Raw genomic sequence first — 15,941 nt, forward strand, 5'->3', positions numbered from 1 at the left:
CGACAAAAAATGCCTCATCCCCCGCAACACTCACGTTGGTCCTCTCAGCTGTCACCGCTGCGCGACAGTGCTAAGGTTCGGCCCTAGCTTTTGCATTTTCCAAGGAAGCCCTTATGCCGGACGCCATGTCCCTCAGCGCTGGTTTTATGGTGGTTCACGGTAACCGCCTGGACGAATTGCGCAGCCTGGTGGTCAGCTGGATGCGGCGTTATCCCTTGGCGCCTCTGGAGAATGAGATCGCCCTGGTCCAGAGCAACGGCATTGCCCAATGGCTGAAGCTGGCACTGGCTGAGGATCCCGAGGAAGACGACATGGGCGGCTGCGGCATCGCCGCCGCCATCGACGTGCAACTTCCCGGCAGTTTCATGTGGCAGCTCTATCGCATGGTGCTGGGACGCGATGAAATCCCGCCCAAATCCCTGCTGGATAAAGCCCCGCTGACCTGGCGCCTGATGCGACTCTTGCCCGAGCTGATCGATCAGCCGCACTTCGAACCGCTACGACGTTTCCTCACTCACGACACGGATCTGCGCAAGCGCTATCAATTGGCCGAGCGCCTGGCTGACCTGTTCGACCAATATCAGGTTTATCGCGCCGACTGGCTGGAAGACTGGGCAGCAGGACGTCACCAACTACGCAGTGCTCGAGGCGAGCCCAAGGCCCTGACCCCCGCCAACTGCTGGCAGGCCGAACTGTGGCGTGCGTTGTTGCTGGATGTGGGGGAAGAGGGTATGGCGCAGAGTCGCGCCGGCGTTCACCAACGTTTCATCGAACGTATTCTCAACCTGGAAAAGGCGCCACAAGGGTTGCCCTCGCGAGTGATCGTTTTCGGGATTTCCTCCCTGCCGGCACAAGCCCTTGAAGCCCTGGCTGGATTGGCCCGCTTCAGTCAGGTTTTGCTGTGTGTGCACAACCCCTGTCGTCACCATTGGGCAGATATCGTCGCCGACAAGGACCTGTTGCGCCATCAATACAAACGTCAGGCGCGCAAGGCGGAAATGCCCGCGGTGCTCGACCCACAGACCCTGCATCAGCATGCCCATCCGCTGCTCGCCGCCTGGGGTAAACAGGGTCGTGACTACATCAACCTGCTCGACAGCTACGACGATCCCAACAGCTATCGCTCAGCCTTTCGCGACGGTCGTATCGACCTGTTCAGCGAGAGCCAGCCGCAGACCCTGCTGAACCAGCTGCAGGACGATATTCTCGAATTACGCCCGTTGGAGGAGACTCGCCAATTATGGCCGGCGATCGATCTGCAACAGGACAAGTCGATCCGTTTTCACATTGCCCACAGTGCCCAGCGCGAAGTGGAAATTCTCCACGACCAACTGCTCGCGCGCTTCAGTGAGGACCCCGAATTACGTCCGCGAGATGTGATCGTGATGGTCCCGGACATCGACAGTTACGCGCCGCATATTCGCGCGGTCTTCGGTCAGCTGGAGCGTGACGATCGGCGTTTCATTCCATTCACCCTGACAGACCAGGGCCAGCGTGGCCGCGACCCATTGCTGATTGCCGTGGAGCATCTGCTCAAGCTGCCGGACAGCCGTTTCCCCGTCAGCGAAATCCTCGACCTGCTGGATGTCCCGGCATTACGCGCCCGCTTTGGTGTAGACGAAGCCGATCTGCCGACCTTGCATCGCTGGATCGAAGGTGCCGGCATCCGCTGGGGCATGAACGCCGAACAACGGGCCGACCTGGGACTGCCGGAAGAACTGGAGCAGAACAGCTGGCGTTTCGGCCTGCGCCGCATGTTGCTGGGCTACGCCGTGGGACGCTCCGATGCCTGTGAGGGAATCGAGCCTTACGATGAAATCGGTGGCCTGGACGCGGCACTGATCGGGCCGCTGGTGGCCTTGCTCGATGCACTGGAGACGGCGTATCAGAACCTCACCTTGCCGGCTTCGCCGCCGCAGTGGGGCGAGCGCCTGCAAGCCCTCACACAGCAGTTCTTCCTGGCCAGTACCGAGCATGACGACTACCTGCTGAGCCAACTCGAAGACTTGCGCGAAACCTGGCTGGAAACCTGCGAGTCGGTCGGCCTGTGCGATGAGCTGCCGCTGACTGTGGTCCGCGAGGCCTGGCTGGCCGGCCTGGACCAGGGGCGTTTGTCCCAGCGCTTCCTGGCCGGTGCGGTGAACTTCTGCACGCTGATGCCGATGCGCGCGATTCCATTCAAGCTGGTATGCCTGCTGGGGATGAACGACGGCGACTACCCGCGGGCACAACCGCCGCTGGACTTCGACCTGATGGGCAGCGACTACCGCCCCGGCGACCGTTCGCGGCGTGAAGACGACCGTTACCTGTTGCTGGAGGCGCTGCTTTCGGCGCGGGATCAACTGTATGTCAGTTGGGTCGGTCGCAGCATTCGCGACAACAGCGAACGCCCGGCTTCGGTGCTGATCGGCCAGTTGCGCGATCACCTGGCCAGTGGCTGGAAGCTGGCGAATGACCAGGACGACCTGCTCCACGCCATGACCCAGGAGCATCCGTTGCAACCTTTCAGTGCCCGCTATTTCCATGAGGGCGATGGACTGTTCAGTTATGCCCGTGAGTGGCAGCTGTTGCACCAGACCCAAGCGTCTCCTCAAGCGCTCGAGCCTCTGGCGCCCTATGTCCAGGAAGAGCCTTTAAGCCTGGGGCAATTGCAGGACTTCCTGCGCAACCCGGTGCGGCACTTCTTCAGCCAGCGCCTCAAGGTGTTCTTCGAGGCGGCCGACGCGCCCTTGGCCGACGAAGAGCCTTTTGTGCTCGACGCGTTGCAACGCTACAGCCTGAGCGACAGCCTGCTGGAGGCGGCGTTGAACAGTGCCGATGATCCGGACCAGGCCTTGCAGGCCCAGGCGCAGCGGCTGCAGGCCAGCGGTTTGCTGCCCATGGCCGGTTTTGGCGAGAGCCTGCAAAGAGAACTGATCGAGCCCTTGCCGGATCTGTTGATGCGCTATCGGCAATTGCTGGAGCTATGGCCAACCCCCGTCACCAGCGCCTTGCCGATTACCCTGGAACTCAATGAGGTGAAACTCGAAGGCTGGTTGAGCGGCCTGCACCAACGCAGCGATGGTGGGTTGCTGTCGGTCACCACTATCCCCAACAGCATTGGCTCACTCAAGACCCGCAAGTGGCACCGCTTGACTCGTCCCTGGGTCAATCACCTGGTGGCCTGTGCCAGTGGTTATGTCTTGACCACCGCGCTGGTGGCCAGCGACGACACCTTATTGCTGCCACCTCTGGATCGCGAATCGGCACTGCAAAGCCTGGGCGATCTGTTGCTGGCCTGGCAGGCGGGCATGTGCCAGCCGCTGCCGGTAGCCGTGAAAACCGCTTTTGCCTGGCTGGGCCAGAGCGACCCGGGCAAGGCCGAAGCCGCGGCGCGCAAAGCTTATGAAGGCGACGGCCAGACCAGCGATGGCGAGCGTCGGGAAAGCCCGGCCCTGGCGCGCCAGTACCCGGACTACAACGCGTTGATCGCCGATGAAACCTTCAGCGGCTGGGTTGAGGCGCTGTACCGCCCACTGTTGCAGGCGCCCTGGCGCTCCGCGGCCAATGGGGAGGCAGACGCATGACCCGGCAAGCACCTTTGGCCCTGGCGTTCCCGCTACGGGGCAGCCAACTGATCGAAGCCAGCGCCGGTACTGGCAAGACTTTTACCATCTCGGCGCTCTACCTGCGCCTGGTGCTGGGACACGGCGGCGAACTGGCTGGGTTCGGTCGCGAGTTGCTGCCACCGCAGATTCTGGTGGTGACCTTCACCGACGCGGCGACCAAGGAGCTGCGTGAACGGATTCGCACCCGCCTGGCTGAAGCTGCGCGCTTCTTCCGCGAGGAAACCACCGCGCCCGACGCGCTGATTGCCGAGTTGCGCGATCAGTTCGCCGCCGAGCAATGGCCGGGTTGCGCCAGCCGCCTGGATATCGCCGCGCAATGGATGGATGAGGCCGCGGTCTCGACCATCCACAGTTGGTGCCAGCGCATGTTGCGCGAGCACGCGTTCGACAGCGGCAGCCTGTTTACCCAGACCCTGGAAACCGACCACAGCGATCTTCTGGGTGAAGTGCTGCGCGATTACTGGCGCCTGTTTTGCTACCCGATGCAGGGCGATGCACTGAACTGGGTACGGGCCAACTGGGGTGGACCCGCGGCCTTGCTGCCAAGGGTGCGTGCGCTGTTTGGCAGCGAGCGTGAAGTGGATCAGGAGCAGACTCCGGCTCAACTGATCGAAGCTTGTCTTTTGGAACGACGCGCCGCCCTGGTGCAGCTCAAGGCACCCTGGTTGCAATGGGCCGCGCAGCTGCGGGAGATCTGCTTGCAGGGCGTCGCCAGCAAGGCGGTCGATGGCCGCAAGATGCAGGCGCGTTACTTCGAGCCCTGGTTCGAAAAGATCACCGCCTGGGCCGAAGACGAGGCCATAGAGCAACTGGATATCGGCACCGGCTTCAGCCGCCTGACCCCCGAAGGCATGGCCGAGGCCTGGAAGGGCGATGCGCCGGATCATCCCGCACTGGAGGCCATGGTCGGGCTCAAGGCCGCGCTCGATGCCTTGCCGAGCCCCGACGCCGCGGTGTTGCAACACGCCGCGCGCTGGGTCGGTGCGCGTTTCGAAGAGGAAAAACGCCGGCGGGCCGAGATGGGCTTCGACGACATGCTGCTGCGCCTCGACGCCGCGTTGCAGGCCGAGGGTGGCGAGCGGCTGGCGACGCTGATTCGCGAGCAGTTCCCGGTAGCCCTGATCGACGAATTCCAGGATACCGATCCGGTGCAGTACCGGATTTTCGAAAGCATCTACCGCATCGAGGACAACAATCCCGAGACCGGCCTGTTCCTGATCGGCGACCCCAAGCAGGCGATCTACGCCTTCCGTGGCGCGGACATTTACACCTACCTGCGCGCTCGCCAGGCCACCAGCGGCCGCTTGCATACCCTGGGCACCAACTTCCGTTCCAGCCATGCCATGGTCAAGGCGGTGAACCACGTATTCGAGCGTGCCGAATCCCGTGAGCAAGGGCGCGGCGCGTTCCTGTTCCGGGAGAAAAACGGAGAGAACCCGGTGCCGTTCCTGTCGGTGGCATCCCAGGGGCGCAAAGAGCAGTTACAGAGAGAAGGGCAGGTGGTGCCGGCACTGAATATCTGGCACCTGCCCACGGAGCAAGCCATTTCCGGTGCGCTGTACCGGCAGCAACTGGCGGCGGCCTGTGCCAGCGAAATTGTCGTCTTGCTCAACGGCGGACAGCAGGCCAGCGCCGGCTTCGTCCGCGACGGCCAGCCCTTCACGGGACTGCTGCCGGCGGACATCGCCATTCTGGTCCGCGATGGCAAGGAGGCTCAGGCCGTGCGCGGTGAGCTGGCTGCGCGCGGGGTGCGCAGCGTGTACCTGTCGGACAAGGACTCGGTATTCGCCGCCCAGGAAGCCCACGACCTGCTGGCCTGGCTCAAGGCCTGTGCCGAGCCGGATATCGAGCGCCCGTTGCGCGCCGCGCTGGCCTCCATCACCCTGAACCTGCCGCTGGTGGAGCTGGAGCGCCTGAACCAGGACGAATTGGCCTGGGAGAGCCGGGTCATGCAGTTCCGCGGTTATCGCCTGATCTGGCGCACCCAGGGTGTGCTGCCGATGCTGCGGCGCCTGTTGCATGACTTCCAGTTGCCCCAGGCGTTGATCGCCCGCAGCGATGGCGAACGGGTGCTGACCAACCTGCTGCACTTGTCCGAGCTGTTGCAGCAGGCGGCTGCCGAACTGGATGGCGAACAAGCGCTGATCCGCCATCTGGCCGAGCACCTGGCCTTGTCCGGGCAGGCTGGCGAAGAACAGATCCTGCGCCTGGAAAGCGACGAACAGCTGGTCAAGGTGGTGACCATCCACAAGTCCAAGGGCCTGGAGTACCCGCTGGTGTTCCTGCCGTTCATCTGTTCGGCCAAGCCGGTGGATGGCAGTCGCCTGCCGCTGCATTACCACGACGAATCGGGCAAGGCCCAGGTGACGCTGCGACCGACCCCGGAGCTGATTGCCCAGGCCGACGACGAGCGTCTGGCCGAGGACCTGCGCCTGCTCTACGTGGCTCTGACCCGTGCCCAGCATGCCTGCTGGCTGGGTGTCGCCGACCTCAAGCGCGGCAACCACAACAGCTCGGTATTGCACCTTTCTGCCTTGGGTTACCTGTTGGGCGGCGGTGCGCTGTTGAACGAGTCCAGTGGCCTGGCGCGCTGGCTGCAAGACCTGCAGCAAGGCTGCGAGGCCATGAGTGTCGGGGAAATGCCCAGCGCCACCGACAGCCGTTTCCATCCGCCACGCAACGACGCCACCCTGTTGGCGCCCCTGGCTCCCAAGCGGCGCGCCGCGGAAAACTGGTGGATCGCTTCCTATAGTGCCCTGCGTATCAGTGACAGCCTGGGCGCCGGCAATACCGAGGCGCCGGAAAGCCCGCAGGCGCAGAAACTCTTCGACGACGAGCGCCTCGACCCCGATGCCCCACGTGAAGTCGTGGCCAGCGGCGCGGATATCCATCGCTTCCCCCGTGGACCGAACCCGGGGACCTTCCTCCATGGCCTGCTGGAGTGGGCCGGTGACGAGGGGTTTGTCGCCGACCCCGTTGCTATCGAGGATGCCATCGGTCGGCGCTGTAATCGCCGCGGTTGGGAAGGCTGGATTCGGACCCTGAGCGATTGGTTGCGGCACCTGTTGCAACTGCCTTTGCCTGCCGGGGCGGGGCGGCCACCGGTGGTGCTCGCGCAGTTGAGCCAATACCGGGTCGAGATGGAATTCTGGTTCGCCAGCCACAAGGTCGACGTGCTCAAGCTCGACGAACTGGTGCGCCAGTACACCCATCAAGGCGTGCCGCGGGTGACCGCCGAACCGGTCCTGCTCAACGGCATGTTCAAGGGCTTTATCGACCTGACCTTCGAGCATGAAGGGCGCTATTACGTGGCCGACTACAAATCCAACTGGCTGGGCGTGGATGACGCCGCCTATACCGAGCAGGCCATGGAACAATCGATTCTCGACAACCGTTACGACCTGCAATACGTGCTGTACCTGCTGGCCCTGCATCGCCAGTTGCGCGCGCGCCTGGCGGACTACGATTACGACCGGCACATGGGCGGCGCCCTGTATCTGTTCTTGCGCGGCACGGGCTCGGCCAGCCGCGGCGTGTTTTTCACCCGGCCGCCCCGTGAGCTGATCGAGCGCCTGGACCGCTTGTTCCAGGGCAAGCCTGAGCAGCCCAAGGCCGAGCCGGCGTGGGAACAGGGAGTATTGCTGTGATCGAGGACCTGCTGACGCCGCTGGAACCCCAGCCCCAGCCCGACCTGGCGCCCCTGGTACGGGCTGCCGATCTGCTGCTGTTGCTCGACCGTTGGGTCGAGCGCGGCTGGCTGCGCGCCCTGGACAAGGCTTTCGTAGGCTTCCTGCATGAACTGGAGCCGCAAGGCGATCCGCTGGTGCTGATGGCCGCGGCGTTGACCAGCCATCAACTGGGCCATGGTCATGTCTGCCTGGACCTGTTCGAAACCCTCAAGGAGCCGGATTTCGCCCTGTCCCTGCCGCCGGAAGGCGATTTGCAAAGCACCGCGGCGGTACTGCCGTCGCAGGTGCTGGCGACGCTAGAGGGGGCGCACTGGTGCAAGGCCCTGGCGGCCAGTCGCCTGGTGGCGCTGGCGGCCGACCAGAGCGAGCAGGCTCGCCAGCGGCCTTTGGTGTTGTCGGGCAAACGCCTGTATCTGCGCCGCTACTGGGCCTATGAGCGGCGCATTGACAATGCCTTGCGCCAGCGCCTGGCGGTGCAGGAGGAAACCCCCGCGGACCTGGTCGAGCGCCTCGGCGGCCTGTTCGGGGCGGCCAGGGCGACGGGGCCGGTCGACTGGCAGAAACTCGCCTGTGCGCTGGCCACCCGTGGCGCCTTCAGCATCATTACCGGCGGGCCCGGTACCGGTAAAACCACGACCGTGGTGCGCCTGCTGGCCTTGCTCCAGGCACCAGCTGTCGAAGCCGGCAAGCCTTTGCGTATCCGCCTTGCGGCGCCCACCGGCAAGGCGGCGGCGCGCCTGACCGAATCCATCAGCCTGCAAGTGCGTTCCCTGTCGGTGGACGACAGCGTGCGCGAGAAGATCCCCAGCGACGTGACCACGGTGCACCGGCTGCTGGGCAACCGTCCGGGCACCCGGCACTTCCGCCATCACGCCGGCAACCGCTTGCCGCTGGATGTGCTGGTGGTCGACGAAGCCTCGATGATCGACCTGGAGATGATGGCCAATCTGCTCGATGCGTTGCCGGTGCACGCGCGCCTGGTGTTACTCGGCGACAAGGATCAATTGGCCTCGGTGGAAGCCGGTGCGGTGCTTGGCGATCTTTGCCGCGATGCCGAGGCCGGCTGGTACAGCCCGCAGACCCGCAACTGGCTAGAGGCCGTCAGCGGTGAACAATTGGCGGACAGCGGTCTGCAGGAAGATAACGCCGGTACTCACCCGCTGGCCCAACAGGTGGTGATGCTGCGTCACTCCCGGCGTTTCGGCGAAGGCAGCGGTATCGGCCAGTTGGCACGCTGGGTCAACCAGCAGCAGGCCGAGGAAGCGCGCCGCCTGTTGGCCGCCCGCAGCCACGCCGACCTGTATGGCTTGAGCCTCAAGGGCGAACAGGATCGCGCCCTGGAGCGCTTGCTGCTGGAGGGCCACGGTGACGGGCCACAGGGTTACCGGCATTACCTGAGCCTGCTGCGCGGCCAGCGCCCGCCTGCCGATACCGCGCTGGAAGATCCGCGCTGGACCGCCTGGGCCCGCGATGTGCTGCAGGCCTTCGACCAGTTCCAGTTGCTCTGCGCGGTGCGCAAGGGGCCTTGGGGTGTCGAGGGCTTGAACCAGCGGATCACCGCCGCCCTGTTCAAGGCGCGGCTGATCGAGAGCGATCAGCAGTGGTACGAAGGTCGTCCGGTGCTGATGACCCGCAACGATTACGGCCTGGGCCTGATGAACGGCGATATCGGCATTGCCTTGAAGCTGCCCGAGCACGAAGGCGCGCAGGACGGGCGGCGGGTGCTGCGGGTGGCCTTCCCGCGCAACGACGGCCAGGGTGGCGTGCGTTTCGTGCTGCCGAGCCGGCTCAATGATGTGGAAACCGTGTACGCCATGACCGTGCACAAATCTCAGGGCTCGGAATTCGCCCACACCGCGCTGATCCTGCCCGAGGCGCTGAACCCGGTGCTGACCAAGGAGCTGATCTACACCGGCATCACCCGGGCCAAGGACTGGTTCAGCCTGATCGAGCCGCGGGCCGGGGTGTTCGAGGAGGCGGTGCGGCGCAAGGTCAAGCGCCTGAGCGGGTTGATGCTCGACCTGGGTTGAGCGCCGGGCCGCTGGCGCTCAGCACGCGATCAGAGCGCCGCGGCCAGCGCCGTTGCGCTGGGCTGCTCGAGCCCCATGAAGCGCCTGACCCGCTCTCCGGCTTCTTCTTCGCGGATCGCCCGCGGGCTGGCGTCCAGCTGGATATTGCCGCCCTCCATAAAGATCACTCGATCGGAAATCGACAGGGCGAAGTCCATCTCGTGGGTGACGATCAACATGGTCATGCCTTCTCTGGCCAGGTCACGAATCACATTCAACACATCGCCCACCAGCTCCGGGTCGAGGGCCGAGGTCGGCTCGTCGAAGAGCATGATCTGCGGCTCCATCGCCAGGGCCCGGGCAATCGCCACGCGCTGCTGCTGGCCGCCGGACAGCTGGTGCGGGTACTTGTGGGCGTGGGCCAGCAGGCCGACCTTGTCCAGCAAGGCGTAGGCCTGCTGCGCGCTCAAGGCCTTGCTGCTGCCGTGGTAACGCGGCGCCAGGCAGATGTTGTCGAGGATGCAGCGATGGGGGAACAGGTTGAAGTTCTGGAAGACCATGCCGATGTGCCGCACGCCCTCGCGCACCTGCGGGCTGTTGAGGTTGTCGCCGGCGCTGATGAAGCTGTTGCCGAACAGCACGATCTCGCCCTGGTCGATGCGCTCCAGGCCGTTGATGGTACGGATCAGCGAGGTCTTGCCCGAGCCGGACGGACCGATGATGGAAATCACCTGGCCGCTGGCGACGTTCAGGTCGACGCCCTTGAGCACCTGATGATCGCCGTAGCGCTTGTGGATGTTTTGCAGCTGCAGGGCCGGGGCGCTGCCGGCCACCGCTGTTGGACGCGGGCGGGCGTGCAGCGGTTGCGCCTGCTGCCGGAGCCACTCGGTGCCGGCGTCGTCCAGGGTTTGTGGCGTGCGCAGGTTCAGGTCCAGATGGCGTTCCAGGCGCTGCAGCAGCCAGGCGAACAGGGTGACGATCAGCACGTAGTACACCGCCACCGCGGCCAGGGTCTCCATCACCAGGAAGTTCTGCGCATACAGGCGCTGGCCGACGGTGAGCAGTTCGGTCAGGGAGATCACCGAGATCAGCGAGGTCAGCTTGACCACGGTGATGTACTCGTTGATCAGGGTCGGCAAGGAAATGCGGAAGGCCTGGGGGATGACGATCAGCCGTTGCAGGCCGACCAGGCCGATCCCCAACGCACGACCGGCTTCCTTCTGCCCCTTGGCCACCGAGATCAGCCCGCCGCGGTGGATTTCCGCCATGTACGCCGCTTCGGTCACCACCAGGGCGAACAGCCCCGAGTAGAAGGGGTTGGACAGCACCGAGCCGGTGGCCGGAAACAGCTGGGGCAGGTTGTAGACGAAGACCACCAGCACCAGCAGCGGGATGCTGCGAAAGAACCAGATGTACAGCGCTGCCGGGGTTCTGAGCCAGGCGGCGCTGGAGAGTTTGGCCGACGCCAGGAGAAAGCCCAGCAGCATGCCGATGAACCAGGCCAGGGCGCTGAGCTGGACCACGGTGACGCAGGCGTGCCAGAAGCTGGGCAGGGAAAACAGGGAGAAGAAGTAGGACCAGTCGAATTGCATAAATACCTCAGGCGGCTTCGGATCGCAGGCATCAGGACGGGCGTCGTGCGCTCGATCAGGGGCCGGTCACGGGCGCATCCATGCGCCGCAGTGGCTTGTCAGTCAGTCACGGGTTCGAGGTTGTATTTGCCGAGGATCGCGGCATATTCGCCGTTCCTGCGGCTCTCGGCGAAGGCTTCCTGCAGCGCCTTGTAGGTGGCGTCGTTGCCTTTCTTGACGAAGATGCCGAGGGTCTGCTGATAGATCAGGTGCTGGCTGGTGACGACCACCCGGCCCTTGGTGCGTTCGGCGATCATCTTCGCCGCCCCGGCGATTTCCACCTGGGCCTGGATGTTCTTCGACAGCAGGGCCTGGGTCACTTCAGGTGCCGAGGGGTATTCGCTGACGCTGATCGCGCCCTTGTTGTTCGGCACGCAGTAGTCGCTGGAGAGCTTCTGCAACTGGCCGACCCAGGTGGTGCCCTGTTCCAGGCCGACTTTCAGGCCGCACAGGTCTTCAGGGGTTTGCGGATTCAGGCCGCTGTCCTTGGACGCCATGATCGCCGCGCCGGTTTTCGCATAGGCGATGGTCATGGCCTGGGTCTGCCGCTCCGGGGTGATGTACATGCCGGAAATGATCGCGTCGTAGCGACCGGCATTGAGGCCAAGAATCAGGCTGGGGAACTTGGTGTCGACGAACTCGGCCTTGGCGTTCAGATGCCTGGCCAGGGCGTGGGCCAGTTCCGGGTCGGAGCCGACCACGTTCTTCTCGCTGTCATAGGACTCGAACGGCGGGTAGGTGATTTCCATGCCGATCTTCAACTGGCCGGGTGTCGCGGTCGAGGCCAGGCCGGCAGTGGCGCACAACAGGCCGGCGGTGAGCAGGGTCAGGCGAGCAACGTTGTTTTTGTTAAGCATCGTGGGTCTCTCCAGGGGATGGAAGCACAGGGCGAAAGGGGTGTCAGGACGCTTGCGACTGATGTTTCAGGTGGCCGAAGCTCGAAGGCTTGCGGGCTTTTTCCGGCAAGCGGATCTCGCCGTTCTCCACGCGTTTGCGCAGGTACTGATAGGTCTGCAGGGCCTGGCCATACATGTGTTCGCCGATGGCGATCTGCTCATAGTCGTCCGAGGCCTTGGCGAACTGCGGCAAAGGCTTGATCAGGGTGTGGAAGTCGCAGGCGTAGAACAGCGGGAACGAGTAGCGCTCCTCGCTGACCGTGCGCACCCGGTGGGCGGTGGCGACAAAGGCGCCGGCGGTCATCACTTCCAGCATGTCGCCGATGTTCACCACGAAGGCGTCGGCAATGGGCGGGGCGTCGATCCACTGGCCCAGGTTGTTCATCACCTCCAGGCCCGGCTTGTCGGCCAGCAGGATGGTGAAGCACTCGTAGTCGGTGTGGGCGCCGATGCCGGGGGCATCCTGGGCCGCGTCATCGAAGGGGTAGTGGATCAGGCGCAGCTTGGAAGGCGGGCGGGTGACCAGGGCGTCGAAGTAGTTTTCTTCCAGGCCCAGGGCCAGGGCAAACCCGCTGAACAGGCGCCTGCCGAGGGCGAAGATGGCCGCGTAATAGGCCTGTACCGCCTCCTTGAAACCGGGCAGCGCCGGCCATTCGTTCGGCCCCAGCAGCGGCGTGTTGGCCAGGACCAGGGGATCGTCGGCCGGTACTTCGAAGCCGATGTCGAAGGCCTCCTTGTGATCCGGCTTGCCCTTGGAATACACCTCCTCGCCTTCGGGGACGAAACCCTTGTGGCTTTTCGAGGTGCCGATGTAGTGCTGCATCTTGGTGTCCAGGGGCTGGGCGAAATAGTCCCTGGCGGCTTGACGCAAATCGGCGATCAACTGCGGGTCGATGCCATGGCTGGTGATATAGAGAAAGCCCACTTCGCTGGCGGCTGCTCCCAGCTGCTCGGCGACGGCCAGCCGGTGTTCCAGCTCGATGCTGAACAGGCCGGCGATGTCCACCACCGGGATGTGCTTGAAGTTGGCCTTGGCCGGGGTGTTGTCGATCTTCTCGGGCATGACGCAAGAACCTCACGGACGGGTTGAGTGGGTGAAGCGGTCGAAGTGTTCGCGCTCGGTCCTGGCCATCCACTGGTTCAGCGACCAGAGGTCGGCCACCGGCACGTTGGTGAAGGGCAGGTGATGCAGGTAGCCGTCGGCGCCGAACTCCGGGGTCAGGGTGCTGACCTGGTAGCCACGGGCCTTTTGCGAATGCCAGACGGCCTCCCAGTGTTGCTGGTGGAACGCCAGTTCACGGGCATATTCCGGGGCGGCGGGGTGCGGGACTTGCGGCCCCTGGTCATAACCGACCCGGGCCTGGATGTGGTGAACGCGCTCGACGAAGGGGGCCAGGTCATCGAAAGGATCGTCCAGCAGGCGTTCGCAGGTGACGACCCAATGGCTGATATCGCTGGTGAAGCGCAGATCGGGCAATTGCCGGATCAGATCCAGGGTGACCCAGGGGTTGAACAGCGAGCGGGCACGGTGAGTCTCGAGGCTGCAGAACTGGCCATGCTTGCGCGCCAGTTCCATGGCCTGGCCGAAGAACTCGACTTGTTGCGCCAGGGGCCAGCGATCGTTGCCGGCCAGGACATTGACGAAGCGCGGTGCCAGCTCGGCGGCCCAGGCGAGTTTGCGGTCCAGGTCCAGCAGGTGTTCCTGGAACGTGGCCGACTGTTTGGGCAGGACGTCGTAGGCGGTAAAAACGGTGCAGATATAGCCGAGGCGATTGTCCCGCAGGAAAGTGCCGAATTCGCCGCGTTCACGAGCTTGCAAAGGCAGGCGGGCTTCCATACCGTCGAAGCCGGCGGCCAGCAGTTCGTCGAGTGCCTGGGCCTTGCTGGCGGTATAGCCCCAGAGTGTGCGGAATATTTCCAGTTGCATCGGCTAACCTCAAAGATGTCTTGGGCTACTCATGGCACCGCAGCGGCGTGTGGCCGAGGCGGCGATACTGGGCAGTAGCAAAAGACATTCCTTGAGCCGGATCTCTGCGGATCCGATCTCACCGAGGGGGCCTGGATGGCTCACTCTCTGGCGCCGATCTTAAGCAGGCGATGCAGGCATGAAGAATAGGAAGGCTCAAATCGTTACTTCATTTTTTTCTAAACCAATAGCCTGCTACCCATGCCTGGGAGCCTCGCGGGGGGTTCCCCTGCTGTGCTATCGTTGCGGCATCATTGTATGACGATCAAAGAGAATCCCTGCATGAACGTGGCTGTCTCGGCGACAGAGCGCTTTTTGGGCTGGAGGCAGGTATTGCTGTCCACCCTGGTCTGTCTGCTGAGCACTTTTGCCGTCGCGCAACCCGAGCCTGCGGCTGTCAGCCTGGCAGACCAGCGCGCCAAGGCAGTAACTCAGGTGGTGCTGGGCATTCTCAGCTATGCGCGCTGGCCGGTGGAGCCGGCACAGCTGCGCCTGTGCGTGGTGGGGCCGACCGAATACACCGACGATCTGGTCAAGGGCACGACCCAGGCCACCGGCCGCCCGGTCCTGGTGCGGCGCTTGCTGGCCGACAACCCAGCCATCGTCAGCGAGTGCGACTCGGTGTACATCGGTAAGCTGACCGATGACCAGCGTGCCCGCCTGTTCACTTCCCTGGCCGGTCATCCGGTGCTGAGCATCAGCGAAGGCGGCGACCAGTGCACGGTGGGCAGTCTGTTCTGCCTGCGTGTCAGAGACAACCAGGTGTCATTCGAGGTCAACCTGGATTCAGTGGCCCGCAGTGGTGTGCGGATTCATCCGAGCGTGCTGCAACTCTCCCGTCGTCGACCGGCGGCGCCATGAGTCTCTTCAAATCGCCTGTTCGCCCTACCTTGCGTTCGGTCATTGGCCGCGGGCATCTGATTGTCGCCCTGCTGGCCATTTCCATGGCCAGCCTGTCCCTGACCCTGCTCGGGGTGTTGGCATTGCGGGTGTATGCCGATCACAACCTGCACCTGATCGCGCGTTCGATCAACTACACGGTCGAAGCGGCGGTGGTGTTCAACGACAGCGCCGCGGCGACCGAAGCCCTGGCCCTGATCGCCTCCACCGAAGAAGTGGCCGAGGCCCAGGTGCTCGATGCCCGGGGCCGTGTGCTGGCCCACTGGGAGCGTCCGGAAACCGGTTTGCTGAGCGACCTGCAAATGCAGATCGCCCGCGCCTTTCTCGAGAAGCCCATCACGGTGCCGATCATGTATCAGGGCCAGGAGATCGGCAGTGTTGCCTTGACCGGGCACGGCGGCAGCCTGTTGCGCTTCCTGCTCAGTGGGTTGGTGGGGATTGTCCTGTGCATCGCGGTGAGCGCCTGGGTGGCGCTGTACCTGGCGCGCCGTCAGTTGCGCGGCATTACCGGGCCGCTGCGCAGCCTGGCCGATGTGGCGCATGCCGCGCGCCGCGAGCGGGCCTTCGACGTGCGGGTACCGCCGGCAAAGATTGCCGAGCTGGATAACCTGGGCAACGACTTCAATGCCCTGCTCGATGAGCTGGAGGCCTGGCAAACCCATTTGCAGAGTGAAAACGAAACCCTGGCCCACCAGGCCAGCCACGACAGCCTGACCGGGTTGCCGAACCGGGCGTTTTTCGAGGGCCGGCTGATCCGCGCGCTGCGCAGCGCCAGCAAGCTCAATGAACGGGTCGCGGTGCTGTTTCTCGACAGCGACCGCTTCAAGGGCATCAACGACAACTTCGGTCACGCCGCCGGCGACGCGGTGCTGATGGCGGTGGCATCGCGGGTGCGGGCGCAGTTGCGCGAGGAAGACCTGGTGGCGCGCCTGGGGGGCGACGAGTTCGCCATTCTGCTGACCCCGCTGCACCGCATCGAGGACGCCGAGCGCATCGCCGAAAAAATCATCGCCAGCATGGAGCTGCCGATCGCCTTGCCAGGCAGTACTTCGGTGCTGACGTCGCTCAGTATCGGGATTGCCGTCTACCCTGATCATGGCACCACCCCGGGTGCTCTGCTCAACGCCGCCGATGCGGCGATGTATCAGGCCAAGCGTGTCTCTCGAGGCGGGCAACACACCGCGGGGTCGGAGCCCCCCGTCGTTCACGTTCAATCCAGGAGCTAATTCTTTGTTTTCATTG

General features: G+C 64.2%; 9 protein-coding genes. 5 read left to right on the plus strand and 4 right to left on the minus strand.

Annotated elements, in window-relative coordinates:
• Positions 1–113: 113 nt before the first annotated feature.
• The 3 genes from recC to recD are packed head-to-tail and all read left to right on the plus strand — an operon-like array spanning position 114 to position 9,327.
• Entirely contained in the window at positions 114–3,566 is a 3,453-nt protein-coding gene (gene recC, locus DK261_RS30050; protein ID WP_028681594.1) for an exodeoxyribonuclease V subunit gamma, read from the plus strand.
• Positions 3,563–7,255, plus strand: a complete 3,693-nt coding sequence (gene recB / locus DK261_RS30055; RefSeq protein ID WP_028681595.1) for an exodeoxyribonuclease V subunit beta — start codon at positions 3,563–3,565, stop codon at positions 7,253–7,255. The genes recC and recB overlap by 4 nt, the downstream gene beginning before the upstream one ends.
• Positions 7,252–9,327, plus strand: coding sequence for an exodeoxyribonuclease V subunit alpha (gene recD / locus DK261_RS30060; RefSeq protein WP_028681596.1), 2,076 nt, complete (start codon positions 7,252–7,254; stop codon positions 9,325–9,327). Before recB ends, recD begins: the two co-directional genes overlap by 4 nt.
• A gap of 29 nt (positions 9,328–9,356) precedes the next feature.
• Here the strand turns inward: recD and DK261_RS30065 are convergent, their stop codons facing one another.
• From DK261_RS30065 to DK261_RS30080, 4 genes are all read right to left on the minus strand, one after another.
• Positions 9,357–10,898 (minus strand): amino acid ABC transporter permease/ATP-binding protein, encoded by a 1,542-nt coding sequence (locus DK261_RS30065; protein ID WP_110177258.1) that lies wholly within the window; start codon positions 10,896–10,898, stop codon positions 9,357–9,359.
• A gap of 98 nt (positions 10,899–10,996) precedes the next feature.
• Positions 10,997–11,794, minus strand: coding sequence for an ABC transporter substrate-binding protein (locus DK261_RS30070; protein ID WP_016704199.1), 798 nt, complete (start codon positions 11,792–11,794; stop codon positions 10,997–10,999).
• Between the two features lie 43 nt (positions 11,795–11,837).
• Positions 11,838–12,896, minus strand: coding sequence for an isopenicillin N synthase family oxygenase (locus DK261_RS30075; protein ID WP_016704198.1), 1,059 nt, complete (start codon positions 12,894–12,896; stop codon positions 11,838–11,840).
• Between the two features lie 12 nt (positions 12,897–12,908).
• Positions 12,909–13,760 carry a sugar phosphate isomerase/epimerase gene (locus tag DK261_RS30080; RefSeq protein ID WP_028681598.1) on the minus strand — a complete coding sequence of 284 codons (852 nt, stop codon included), beginning with the start codon at positions 13,758–13,760 and terminating at the stop codon, positions 12,909–12,911.
• A gap of 321 nt (positions 13,761–14,081) precedes the next feature.
• On the opposite strand from DK261_RS30080, the gene DK261_RS30085 reads away from it, so the two are divergent.
• Positions 14,082–14,660: a YfiR family protein gene (locus tag DK261_RS30085; protein ID WP_028681599.1), complete on the plus strand. Its 579-nt coding sequence runs from the start codon at positions 14,082–14,084 to the stop codon at positions 14,658–14,660.
• A complete protein-coding gene (locus tag DK261_RS30090; protein WP_009046849.1) occupies positions 14,657–15,925 on the plus strand; it encodes a diguanylate cyclase domain-containing protein in 1,269 nt (422 codons plus the stop codon). Before DK261_RS30085 ends, DK261_RS30090 begins: the two co-directional genes overlap by 4 nt.
• Positions 15,926–15,941 lie beyond the last annotated feature (16 nt).

The sequence above is a fragment of the Pseudomonas sp. RW409 genome, from assembly GCF_003184125.1.
Lineage (GTDB): Bacteria > Pseudomonadota > Gammaproteobacteria > Pseudomonadales > Pseudomonadaceae > Aquipseudomonas > Aquipseudomonas chlororaphis_I.

Excerpts from the sequence above, each read along its gene's own strand:
- DK261_RS30075 (WP_016704198.1), bottom strand. The coding sequence starts at position 12,896 with ATGCCCGAGAAGATCGACAACACCCCGGCCAAGGCCAACTTCAAGCAC.
- DK261_RS30090 (WP_009046849.1), top strand. The coding sequence starts at position 14,657 with ATGAGTCTCTTCAAATCGCCTGTTCGCCCTACCTTGCGTTCGGTCATT.
- DK261_RS30065 (WP_110177258.1), bottom strand. The coding sequence starts at position 10,898 with ATGCAATTCGACTGGTCCTACTTCTTCTCCCTGTTTTCCCTGCCCAGC.
- DK261_RS30080 (WP_028681598.1), bottom strand. The coding sequence starts at position 13,760 with ATGCAACTGGAAATATTCCGCACACTCTGGGGCTATACCGCCAGCAAG.
- recB (WP_028681595.1), top strand. The coding sequence starts at position 3,563 with ATGACCCGGCAAGCACCTTTGGCCCTGGCGTTCCCGCTACGGGGCAGC.
- DK261_RS30070 (WP_016704199.1), bottom strand. The coding sequence starts at position 11,794 with ATGCTTAACAAAAACAACGTTGCTCGCCTGACCCTGCTCACCGCCGGC.
- recC (WP_028681594.1), top strand. The coding sequence starts at position 114 with ATGCCGGACGCCATGTCCCTCAGCGCTGGTTTTATGGTGGTTCACGGT.
- DK261_RS30085 (WP_028681599.1), top strand. The coding sequence starts at position 14,082 with ATGAACGTGGCTGTCTCGGCGACAGAGCGCTTTTTGGGCTGGAGGCAG.